This is a genomic window from Texcoconibacillus texcoconensis, from assembly GCF_014202575.1.
GTDB classification, from domain to species: Bacteria; Bacillota; Bacilli; order Bacillales; family Salisediminibacteriaceae; genus Texcoconibacillus; species Texcoconibacillus texcoconensis.
In genome coordinates, this window is sequence record NZ_JACHHB010000012.1 from 64,873 (window position 1) to 76,596 (window position 11,724).

Below are 11,724 nucleotides of genomic sequence, written 5' to 3' on the forward strand. Positions count from 1 at the left end.
TAGAGGAGAGACGACGATCATCGAAACAGGTGTGATGATACTTGATAAGACGCTAACGTACGTACAACTTTGGAAACTGGCAAGCCAACAACAGAAAAGTAATCGCCTGAGATACGCTCAACGAACAAGGAACCGACCCCTTGAATCCCATAACCACCTGCTTTATCAAATGCTTCTTGCGTATTGATATAGGCGGTGATTTCTTCATCCGTCAAAGGATAAAATGAAACATCCACTTCTTCATAAAAAGATTCCATACCCTCTTCAGATACAATACAGACCCCTGTGAATACTTGATGCGTGCGACCTGATAATGCACGAAGCATACGAAAAGCTTCTTGTTCACTAGCGGGTTTACCAAGAATTTCACCGTCCAGACTAACGACAGTATCTGAACCGAGAACGATCGATTGAGGATGTTGTTCGAAAACAGTCGTCGCCTTTTGTTCAGCAAGCGATAGAACTGCTTCCTCTGGCGTAAACTGTTCGTCAATTTGTTCATTGGCGTCACTTACGACGATGGAAAACGAAATCCCTGCTTGTTCAAGCAAGTCTTTTCTTCGAGGTGATGCTGAGGCTAAAATAAGTGGTTTCAAGGAGATCCTCCTTTCACTGATTGTGCATATTGTTCAGGAGGATACTTTAAGCATACCAAACCGAACAATATGTCACAATCATTTTTCAATTATTTTCGATCTCTATACAATAAATCACGTCCCGATACCCCTGGGTTTGTCATATCTTGCGGATCTAAAATTTGATTTAATTCTTCTTCTGTTAATATTCCTTTTTCTACGCAAATTTCTCGAACGGACCTACCGCTAGAAATCGCTTCTTTTGCAATACGAGAAGCTGTTTCATAGCCAACATGAGGGTTGATCGCTGTAATAATTCCGACACTGTGTTCAACCAATTCACGGCAACGTTCTACATTAGCAGTCATTCCCTCAATGGCATATTCACGATACACATTCAAACCATTTTGTAAGATTGTAAATGATTGCAATAAGTTAAATACAAGTACTGGTTGCATCACATTTAACTCTAATTGACCTGCTTCCGAAGCAAGACTGATCGTCTGATCGTTGCCCTGGACTTGGAATGCGATTTGGTTAACCACTTCGCACATGACAGGGTTTACTTTTCCTGGCATAATCGATGATCCTGCTTGACGAGGCGGCAAGTTGATTTCATTTAATCCTGTGCGCGGCCCTGAACTCATGAGGCGAAGGTCATTGGCTTGCTTTGACAAATTAATCGAGAGAATCTTCATTGAACTAGACAATTGCGTATAAACGTCTGTATTTTGGGTCGCATCGACGAGATGTTCTGCTGAATAAAACGGATGTCCCGTTAACTCTTGCAAATACCCAACGACATTATCTATGTATTCAGGCATTGCATTCAATCCTGTTCCGACAGCGGTTGCGCCCATGTTGATCTCATATAGTTGGTTGACCGACTGTTTGAATCTTTTTAAATCGCGCTCGAGGACACGTCGATAGGCACCAAACTCTTGTCCGAGACGAATCGGTACTGCATCTTGCAAATGCGTACGCCCCATTTTAATGACGTCATCAAATTCCGCTTCCTTCTCCTTTATCGCTTCGATGGCACCACTTAGCGCATCAATCAAACCACTTGATAGTTTCAAACAAGCGATGTGAATCGCTGTAGGTAGCGCATCGTTCGTGGACTGCGCCATATTTACATGGGTCGTTGGGCTGACGTGTATGTAATCTCCCTTTTCTCCACCGATGATTTCGATTGCACGGTTGGCAATGACTTCATTGGCATTCATATTCAAAGAGGTCCCTGCCCCTCCCTGAATACTATCGACGATAAACTCGCCGTTCAAATGGCCATCAATCACTTCTTGTGCAGCTTCAATAATCGCATCCGCAATGTTAGGTGATAACGCACCAACATCTCGGTTCGCCATTGCTGCTGCTTTTTTAACGTATCCAAGACCACGAATTAATTCCACATGGGGCGGATAGCCCGTAATCGGGAAATTTTCCACTGCCCGCATCGTTTGAATTCCGTAATATGCCTGTTTTGGGATCTTCTTTTCTCCCATTAAATCCCGTTCTACTCGCATTTGATCAGCCATTATGACTCCGTCCTTTCTATATGCTTATCCTATCCGTATAGGTATTTTCCATTCAACCATCCCCATTATTGTAAGGAATCTAGCAAACTATGTAAACGAAAAGAGCATATATTCATAATAAATAATCCCCTCCGTTATACGAAAAGGTACATCCATTACACTTTTGATGTACCTTTTACTTTGGAGAGGATCTTCATGACTTATTTTGTTCACAACGAATGGACAAGTTGATCATATGATGCAAGGCCATCGAGAACAGCTTGTTGGAATGACCAATTCACCATTTCATCACTTTCACTTGTTTTATAACCAGTAATAACTGCCGAAACCAATTGTGTGATATATTGGTCCTTCCATTCACCTCCGGACCCTTCTAACTGAATGGCTTGATCATACCATTCCTCTAACGCTTGATGGTCAACGTCAATGGGCTCATCAGCATGTCCTCCATGCTTTGCTAACCCCACCAACCTTTCGCCGCCTTCATATAACCACTCAGCTAATTCTTCATCTTCAACTGCAATTTTCGGTGTCTCATGCTCTTTCACATACGTTTCTTGCCCTTGTCCTGCGTAGTAGTCCATGAACGTACCAACTTCATCTCTTTCTTTGGCTACGCCAATATACATAAATGTTGTGTCTTCACTTAGAACAAGTGTAGAGGCACCACCACGTTCTTGAATTGATTCAGCGTATGTTTTTCCCGTTTCAATATCTGAGAAAGCGCCCCCTTGGACAACGGTAAATGAACGCGCAGGCACCAAATAACCATCTTCATGCCCTCCATCAACTGCCGAGGCCACTGTTCCACCTTGCGAATCAGTCATATTAACGCCCCCAGAAGCCTCTGAGGACAGTTCATTTGATGTAAATAACGATAAAATAATCGAACCTAACACTAACCCGAAAAAGACTGCACCAAATACAATGCCTAATGTACGCCATTGGTGTGGCTGTAATTCAAAAGTCCAAGGTTTGCCACGGCGTTTTTTGCGAGCAAAGGGTGGCAGCTTCGGACTTTTTTCGCTCTTGCCATCATCCCAATACGGCTCATTATCACGCTCATGCTTGTCCCGTCTTTCTTCAAAATCAATCACGTTTTTCTTTTCTTCTTGTGCGTCGTCATTTGATGAGAACGAATAAATGCTTGTCCCTTCTGAGTCAGTTTGCTGTTCAGCTAACTCAACCTGCATTGTTTCGTGACCTTTGACTGAAGAATTCGCCTCTTTCCTCTCTTTAAATTGATGTTGCTCCCCGTTTAAACGAACTGATATACGCGGGTCGTAAGCCACGTTCGTCAGCCCCTTTCTAGTTTCCGTTTTACTATAGACTATTAACGAGAAAAAAATAATAGAACGAGAAGTTTTGTGCTTTTAGACATTTTTTGATTTTCATAATCGATGATGTAAAGATCATTTCCGAACATGGATTGTGATTTTCACTGCAGGCGGACGCTTTCCCAAGGGCTTGTCTTCAGCTAAATTCAGCTCCACGATCCGTCGCTGAATTGGATCTTCAGACTGCGATTATCCTTTGGGCGTCACCGCCTTTCGTTTCAATCAGTTTCAAAAACGAACGTTAAACTTCGTAATAACTGATTACATTCGTGAGGTTGGTTAAAACATTATGACATTGGTTCTCCTTGAAAAAAAGCATCGATGTCTGTAGAACCTTCGATCGTCATAGAGGAATCCCTTATTTGTTCGTGTAACATTTCATTCGGAATATAGTAAGAAGTGACCGTTACGTTAAAATTTTTCGGTGCCACACCATCAATTTGTGTATCGGTATCTGTTCCTTGGTAATAGACTTCTTCAATATTCACAAGACGAGGGAGGCGATCTAATTCATCAAAGAAGCGTTGTAATGATGCGTCGCTTGTCGCTTGAACTTGCATATTCACTTGCTGGCGTTGGATCGCTGACTCGTCACCTTCCTCACGCTCTTGTTGAGAAAAATTCGCTTCTGTCATATACACATTAGCTAATGACTCAGCTCGTAATAAATCCATCACCCACACTTCAGTCATTGGTGCGGGAGGAAGTTTTCGCAAGTCGTCACTATACCTTCCGTCTTGACGCTCACGTTCTTGTTCAACTTCTTGATAAACCCCTTCAATTTGTTGCAATTGTCCCTCAGCTTGCTCATAATCAGCGATTGCGTCCGCTCGTTCTGACCAACGTGGAGATAAATAAAGAAAGCTAAGAATGATGATCGCCAAGCACAACACAACAACAGTCAAAGTTACGAGCATTCGCTCTCTTTTCGTGTTAATCATTCTCATCTTCCTCCTCGTCTGACGTCACGCCTTCTGAGAACATCAGCGTTAAATTTGCTCGATACTTCGGTAATATATCTTCATCTCCATATAACGAAAGGTCGTCGGAAAATTCACTATCAATTCTCTCAAGCCAAACCTCATCAATGTAAGACGTATCTTGCCACTCTTCTTGATATACTGCGATAGCATCGATCGTTTCAAAATCGATAGACAAAAATAGCTCTTCTGGATATCCATAATGAATTTCTGTTACGACCGCTTCATCTGGGAGGTAAGCGTCGATATCTGAAAATACTTCTGAGAAAGGAAACAAACCTTCTTCAACTTCATCAACATATTGTGACCACTGATGAATATCTGATGAGCGCCACTTCTCTATGTCTTGCGCTCGCTCATCATAGCTTGTCCACAAGTGATCCGCTTGTTGCCGCCATTCTCTCGCCTCTTGCTCAAGGTGTTGACCATATAACCAAACAGACAGGGCAAACGCTATAAGAAAAGCTATCAGTAAAATGAGGAAACGTTTTAGGGTTGATTTATTTCGTTGTTCTTCTGGTAGCAAATTAATTTCAACAGCCATCGTTACACCTCATTTTTTAAAATCAAACCTGCCACTTCATTATGCGTTCGTAGTATCGCATATGGTTCATCTGTTTTTTCATCCATACTTGGTAACACTTTATAACCTTCGGCGCTAAACTCGCGGTGAAGTTCTCGTTCAATTGCGGAATCACCCGTTATTACGATTCGCGTTACGCCTTTTTGTCCTTGGTGGAGACTGTAGCGATAAAAATTTAACACTTTATCGATCTCCGTTCTTATCGTCGACACAAGGTGCAATTGATCGCCTTCGTGATCCTCACTTTCTCCATCTTGTACGACACGCAAACTTTCTGCAAATGAGATATAGCGCATTAAGTATGGAATGCCTTGGTGAAAAACACTGAGGTTAACTGCATCGCCACGAAATTGGATCACAAGGTCATGATCCTCTTTCGTGACAAGGTCAAGCCACTCGACTAGACGAAAAACGCTAAGTGCCGACACATCGGCAACGACAGGTTTTAATCCCGCCTTTGTCAATGCTCGTTGATACGTCTCAATCACATGTTCTGGTGCAGCGAAAACGAGTAATTCACGCTCCCCTTCTTTTTCACCGAGTGGATAAATATCAAAAACAGGTTGTTGGAACGGCAAATGTAAGGTCTCCCCTAGTTCACTATAAAGGTGGCCGTAGGCTTCTTCTAAAGGAACATCTAATGGAATCTTATGTTTTCGTAACACGACAGTGGAATCAGGGATATGAAAATAGGCCTCTTGTCGACGCAATTTCCAGTCTTTTACGCATTGCTTTAATATATCAGTAAATTGTTTTTCATCTTGAATGACACCCGATTCAATTACCCCTTCTGGAAGTGGGGCTTCGCCATGTCGTATGAGCGCCTTCGGATCCGGGCGCCGACTATGAGCGTAACGAATCACGTCATCGTGAAACGATAAAACGGTTCGTTGATTTCTGTTTAGTATGGGCATACACGGGCCTCCTTCACGAACAAATGATTATAGCCATTGGACATACCAAGCCCAGATGTTTTCACCTATGATGTAAGCGATAAGTGCAGCCATCGCAATAAAGGGCGCAAACGGGATGTGTTGTCTTCGTTTTATCCAACCGAAAGCCCTGAAACTTAACCCGACAACTGCACCGATGACCGAGGCGAAAAAAAGCGTTAAAAGGGTTTGTACCGTTCCAAGCACGAAGCCGAGAACGAAAAATAATTTAATATCGCCCCCACCCATGCCTCCCTTTGAGACGTAAGCAATTGCTAGCAATACGAGAAATCCGACAGCACCAGCAAGCGGTGCGTCCCACCATGGTTCAAGCGGGGCAATGGAGAAACGTAACAGCGCAATCGGGATAAAAAACAATAAGAGTACCCGGTTAAGAATAAGCATCGCCGTTAAATCTGTGACGACAATAATATGTAAAAGCGAAACAAATAATAAAGCGACGATTGTTTCTGTAGAAAAGCCAAATATGTAAACCATCGTCGCAAATAAACTACCTGTCATCAGTTCCATCGTCGGATAGAGGAGGGAGATCTTCGTTTGACACCCGCGACAACGCCCTTTTAGGACGAGATAAGAGAGCAGAGGGATTAAGTCGATCGCCTGTAGCGTACGTTTACAATTCGGACAATGCGATCGTGGTGAGACGACCGATTCACCGGCCACCCAACGCAAACCGACGACGTTATAAAACGAGCCTAATACAAGCCCAATAATGAATGCGTAAATTACGGCAAATGTAAGCATAACCTTCGTCCTTTACGAGTCGATTGTAACAAACCTTTTGTTCTATTTTAGCACCGTTTTTGGTTTAGGAGAAACGAAGTTGAAAAAAATGATTGTATCAGTCGTTTGTAGGAGGTTTTTCTTTAGAGGAACACATAATTTTTAGTTGTTATGTTCCTTTTGAACAAGAAGGTTATCATGAGAATCCGTTACAGGCGGACGCCTTCCGCGGGCAACGCTTCAGCTTCCTCTTGGTGGCATCGATAATAATTAAGTAAGAAATACTTCAGTTATTATTAAGTTTTACAATTTTCACCTTTTTGTCCACTTATTTCTTACTCAAACATTTTACTCATACAAAAAATCCCCTCCGAGTTTTCGGAGGGGGAGGTGTTTATTATTCAGAGCCACCATCTAGATCAACGATTTCGCGGCCGTGTTCGCGGATGTCTTCGATGTGGATTGCATCATCGAATTCGTCGTGACCTAGATCTTCTTCCGATGCACTAGCTTCACTAATATAATCCTCAATCTTCACGTAATAATTGTAACCTGTGCTGTCATCGTCTTCAGTAACGATAACATAGGAATTATTCCCATCAATATTATCATCACTTGAAGGATCTGCCACTGGTTCCAAGTAGCCATTTTCGACGAGTGAAGGTTCATCAGATTGACCTCCCTCTGGTCCTTCTACATAAATCTTCACTTCACCATCCTCAAACCCTGGATTCGATGTCATATACAATTGTGCAGAACTAGCCATTTGCTCAGCGTTAGCCACGTGTGCATCTTTCTCTGCGTTATTAAGAATACCACCGATACTTGGTACCGCGATCGCGGCAAGAATACCTAAGATAACGACGACTGCGAGTAGTTCAACGAGTGTCAAACCTCTCTGGTTTCGTAACAACCGTTTCATCATCTCTCCTCCTCTTTTCATCTATGAAATCACAGTATTTTTTGGTCGGTTGCACTACTCACTCCACGTTGTCAAAGTGCCCAAATCAAGACAACATTTCATCGCGCCCGAGTTTCTATTACGATTATATGATAAATCCGCCTAAATAACTACTGTCAATCTATCCCTCATTACCCAACAGAATCAAAGATTTCAAACATCGGGATCGCAATTGAAGCGACGATCACCCCAACGACAACAGACAATACAACAATGAGTAGAGGTTCTAACATCGTTTTCATCCGATCAGTTGCATGGTCAACTTCCGCCTCATAAAAATCAGCGACTTTAGCGAGCATCTCATCTAGAACCCCTGACTTTTCTCCTACACGAACCATTTGCGTAACTAATGAAGGAAAAATCCAGTGCTTTTCCATCGGTACCGTCATCGAATCTCCCTTTTCAAGCGACGCACGGATCTCCCGAATCACTGAGGCGATAATCTCATTTTGAACAATCCGCTCAACGATCATCGTCGCTTGCAAAATTGGAACCGAACTGGCGAGTAACGCGCTGAACGTCCGGGCCATACGGGCAAGAATCGCTCTTTGCACCAAAGGACCAACGATGGGAATCTTCAATAGCCAATAATCGAAATACCAACGTCCACGTTCAGACCGACGAGCATAAAATAAACCGACACCAACGCCAACAACGACAAGAAGCATCAACCACCAAAAGCGCTGCATTCCCTCACCAAGTGTCAAAACAAACGTCGTAATCCAAGGTAATTCTGAATCAAAATCCGCAAACATCGACGTAAATGACGGGACGACAAATGTGAGTAAGAAACTCACAATCACCAAAGCAACAGCGGCAACAACAGCTGGATAAGAGACTGCAGAAATCATCTTTTGTCTCGTTTCAAATTGCTTTTCATAATCGTCAGCGAGTCGCTCAAGAATCTCGTCCAAGTTCCCGCCCGCTTCACCTGCGCGCATCATATTCGTAAACATAGTAGGAAAAACACGTGGATGTTTTTCAGCAGCCTCTGATAATCTATTTCCCGCTCGCAGCTCTTCCGAAACATCGCGCAGTACACGTTTCAACGCTTTACTCTCTGTCTGTTCTGCAAGAATATCATTGGCATCAACGATCGTGACACCTGCTTTTAGAAGCGTAGAGAACTGGCGCAAATAAACAATAAAATCTTTCGCCTTCACACTTCTCGCCACATTCACTTCTTTATAGAGCCAAGAATCTAGCTCCTTTAATTGCATTACAATCACTTTATTTTCCTTCAACAAGTCACGGGCGTCTTGTTCCGATTGTGCTTTTTGTTTTCCCTTTACCCGTTTCCCGTAACGGTTACGTCCTTCATAATAAAAGGTCGGCATCGTGTGATCACTCACTTAACATTGAAGTTGCTTTCGATTCGCTCACTTTATTTTCGCTGATGAGACGTTGGATATCCATCTTCATCGTATGCATCCCTTCAGAGCGGCTCGTCTGCATCACATTTTCAATCTGATGGACTTTTTCATTGCGAATTAAGTTCGCAACAGCAGGATAATTCAGTAATATTTCTGTTGCGGCGGTTCGCCCTTCGCCACCTTTTAAAGGAAATAACTGTTGCGCGATAACAGCAGACAGTACAGATGCCAATTGAATACGCGTTTGTCCTTGCTGATCCGAAGGGAAAATATCAATAATTCGATTGATCGTTTTCGCCGCACTTGTCGTATGTAACGTACCAAGCACTAAGTGTCCTGTCTCAGCCGCCGTTAGCGCCGTTGAAATCGTCTCTAGGTCACGCATTTCCCCTACGAGAATCACATCAGGGTCTTGTCGTAACGACGCCCGTAATCCACTTGAAAAGTTTTTCGCGTCAAAACCGATTTCCCGTTGATCGATAATTGAATGATGATGACGATGTAAATACTCGATTGGATCTTCTAGCGTAATCACGTGCCGTTTCATCGTCTTATTAATATGATCGACCATCGCCGCCATCGTCGTTGACTTTCCTGAGCCGGTTGGTCCAGTGACGAGCACGAGCCCAGAAGGCTTTTCCGCCACTTTTTTCAACACATTCGGCAACTTTAAGTCCTCGAGGGTAGGAACTTCGGTTGGAATCACCCGCACTGCAAGACTCACACACCCTCGCTGAAAATAAGCATTCATCCGAAAACGAGATACTCCACGAATTCCATAAGAAAAATCAATATCCCCTTGCTTTAAAAATTGATTCCAAAGAGGCTCTGACAACACAGCTTTTGCCATCGCTTCTGTTTCTTCTGGTTTTAAAAGGCGTTCACCTTGCTTCTCAAGTTCACCATTTATTCGAAAAATCGGTGGCTGACCGACCGTAAAATGAACGTCGGATACCCCTGTTTCAAAAGCTTTCGTTAACCACTCGTTTAACTGGTCTTTCATCAACACACACCTCCACTTAGTCGTCCATCGCGATACGGAGTACTTCTTGTAATGTCGTCTCTGCTTGTTTCGCTTTAAGAAGCCCATCTTCAATAAGAAAGATCATATCGTTTTTTAATGCATGTTCGCGCACTTTAGACATAGGCTCATGATTTAACACGAGTCGACGCACCTCATCGTCAACGAGGAACATTTCATGGACCGCCATTCTACCTGCATAACCAGTATGCTGACAAGATGGACAGCCTTGTCCGTAATAAAGCGTCTCAACGTCAATCCCTCGCCGCTCAAAGACCGCACGTTCTTCTTCTGTAACCTCATAAGACGTTATACAATCTTGGCAAATTCGTCGCACAAGACGCTGGGCAACAATGCCGCTCAATGAAGACATAACGAGAAACGGTTCAACACCCATATCAATTAAACGTGGAATCGTCGCAATCGCGTTGTTCGTATGTAACGTACTGAACACGAGGTGCCCTGTTAACGAGGCACGCACTGCAATTTCTGCTGTTTCCCTGTCGCGGACTTCACCGACCATGACAATATTTGGGTCTTGCCGTAAAATCGAGCGCAAGCCAGTCGCAAACGTTAAGCCGACATCACTGTTCACTTGAACTTGGTTAATCCCTTCAATTTGGTACTCCACAGGATCTTCAACCGTGACAATATTGACATCATCCGTATTCAAATGATTTAACGCCGCATATAACGTTGATGTTTTCCCTGATCCCGTTGGACCTGTAAGTAAAATCATTCCTGACGGTTGTTTTAAAAGTTTGCGAAAGCGTTCAAAATGAATCGAATTAAAACCTAGTTGCGATAAATTGGTGATCGCTTGATTTAAATCAAGAATTCGAATCACGATTTTTTCACCAAACACTGTTGGCAACGTGGCAATACGCAAATCTACAGGACCACCATCCATCGATACTTTCACACGCCCATCTTGCGGCAAGCGCGTTTCAGTAATATTCAAGTTCGCCATGATTTTCACTCGCGCAATTAACGAGTTTTGCATACTTTTCGGTATCGCACGCTCTGTTTGCAACATACCGTCTACACGGTAACGAATCAGCACTTTTTTCTCATGTGGATCGATATGAATATCACTGGCTTGTTGCTTTAACCCTTGTAGTAAGATTTGGTTAACAAGCCGGATTGCAGGCGCTTCATCGTCATCATCGACAAGCGCATTCGGATTCAAAAACGAATCAGCCCCATCACCTTCCTCAACTTGCATTTGGTCATAGGATTCTTGGATGTCGTAATATTTATAAATCGCTTTAAAGATGTCTTGTTTTGAGGCAATCGCCGTTTCAATCTGAAAGCCCGTAGCCATTTTCAAGTCGTCAACTGCGATATAGTCCATGGGATCCGCCATCGCAACCATCAACTTATCTCCTTCGCGTTTTAAAGGGATCAATCCGTTACGACGGGCAAAATCTTTGGAAATGAGTTTTACGACCGATGAATCAATCGGGTAGCGATTGAGCGATACGTGCGGAATACCCAATTGAAATTCAAGCACTTCAATAAGCTGTTGCTCGGTTATAAACCCTAATTCCAATAACACATCGCCGAGCTTTTGATCTGGCTTTTTATTGTTGAGCGCTTCTTTAACTTGCTCTTCAGTGATCATTCCCGCTTCAACGAGCAAGTCACCGAGACGTTTACGTGTTTGTGCCATCATCTCCT

The 11,724-nt window shown here is 43.2% G+C and carries 11 protein-coding genes and 1 riboswitch; all 11 genes read right to left on the reverse strand.

The features are described 5' to 3' along the window. Positions 1-17: 17 nt before the first annotated feature. The 11 genes from HNQ41_RS12735 to HNQ41_RS12785 all read right to left on the reverse strand — a co-directional run bounded on the left by HNQ41_RS12735 (position 18) and on the right by HNQ41_RS12785 (position 11,719). Entirely contained in the window at positions 18-596 is a 579-nt protein-coding gene (locus HNQ41_RS12735; RefSeq protein WP_184664812.1) for a Maf family protein, read from the reverse strand. Positions 597-685: 89 nt separating this feature from the next. Further along, entirely contained in the window at positions 686-2,113 is a 1,428-nt protein-coding gene (gene aspA, locus HNQ41_RS12740) for an aspartate ammonia-lyase (RefSeq protein WP_184664813.1), read from the reverse strand. A 209-nt stretch (positions 2,114-2,322) separates the two neighbouring features. After that, complete coding sequence (locus tag HNQ41_RS12745) at positions 2,323-3,405, reverse strand: hypothetical protein (RefSeq protein WP_184664814.1); 1,083 nt, start codon at positions 3,403-3,405, stop codon at positions 2,323-2,325. Between the two features lie 332 nt (positions 3,406-3,737). Then, positions 3,738-4,391: a hypothetical protein gene (locus tag HNQ41_RS12750; protein WP_184664815.1), complete on the reverse strand. Its 654-nt coding sequence runs from the start codon at positions 4,389-4,391 to the stop codon at positions 3,738-3,740. Beyond that, positions 4,384-4,974 carry a hypothetical protein gene (locus HNQ41_RS12755; RefSeq protein ID WP_184664816.1) on the reverse strand — a complete coding sequence of 197 codons (591 nt, stop codon included), beginning with the start codon at positions 4,972-4,974 and terminating at the stop codon, positions 4,384-4,386. Before HNQ41_RS12755 ends, HNQ41_RS12750 begins: the two co-directional genes overlap by 8 nt. 2 nt (positions 4,975-4,976) lie before the next feature. Further along, positions 4,977-5,927 carry a type IV pilus biogenesis protein PilM gene (pilM, locus tag HNQ41_RS12760; RefSeq protein ID WP_184664817.1) on the reverse strand — a complete coding sequence of 317 codons (951 nt, stop codon included), beginning with the start codon at positions 5,925-5,927 and terminating at the stop codon, positions 4,977-4,979. A 27-nt stretch (positions 5,928-5,954) separates the two neighbouring features. Beyond that, the gene (locus HNQ41_RS12765) at positions 5,955-6,710 is read right to left on the reverse strand and encodes a prepilin peptidase (protein WP_184664818.1); all 756 of its coding nucleotides are present in this window, start codon (positions 6,708-6,710) and stop codon (positions 5,955-5,957) included. A gap of 376 nt (positions 6,711-7,086) precedes the next feature. Then, a complete protein-coding gene (locus HNQ41_RS12770) occupies positions 7,087-7,614 on the reverse strand; it encodes a type II secretion system protein (RefSeq protein ID WP_184664819.1) in 528 nt (175 codons plus the stop codon). 32 nt (positions 7,615-7,646) lie between these two features. Next, a riboswitch (cyclic di-GMP riboswitch) is annotated at positions 7,647-7,729 on the reverse strand. Between the two features lie 52 nt (positions 7,730-7,781). Next, a complete protein-coding gene (locus HNQ41_RS12775) occupies positions 7,782-8,987 on the reverse strand; it encodes a type II secretion system F family protein (RefSeq protein ID WP_184664820.1) in 1,206 nt (401 codons plus the stop codon). Between the two features lie 7 nt (positions 8,988-8,994). Beyond that, a complete protein-coding gene (locus HNQ41_RS12780) occupies positions 8,995-10,026 on the reverse strand; it encodes a type IV pilus twitching motility protein PilT (RefSeq protein ID WP_184664821.1) in 1,032 nt (343 codons plus the stop codon). 16 nt (positions 10,027-10,042) lie between these two features. Beyond that, a complete protein-coding gene (locus tag HNQ41_RS12785) occupies positions 10,043-11,719 on the reverse strand; it encodes a GspE/PulE family protein (RefSeq protein ID WP_184664822.1) in 1,677 nt (558 codons plus the stop codon). Positions 11,720-11,724 lie beyond the last annotated feature (5 nt).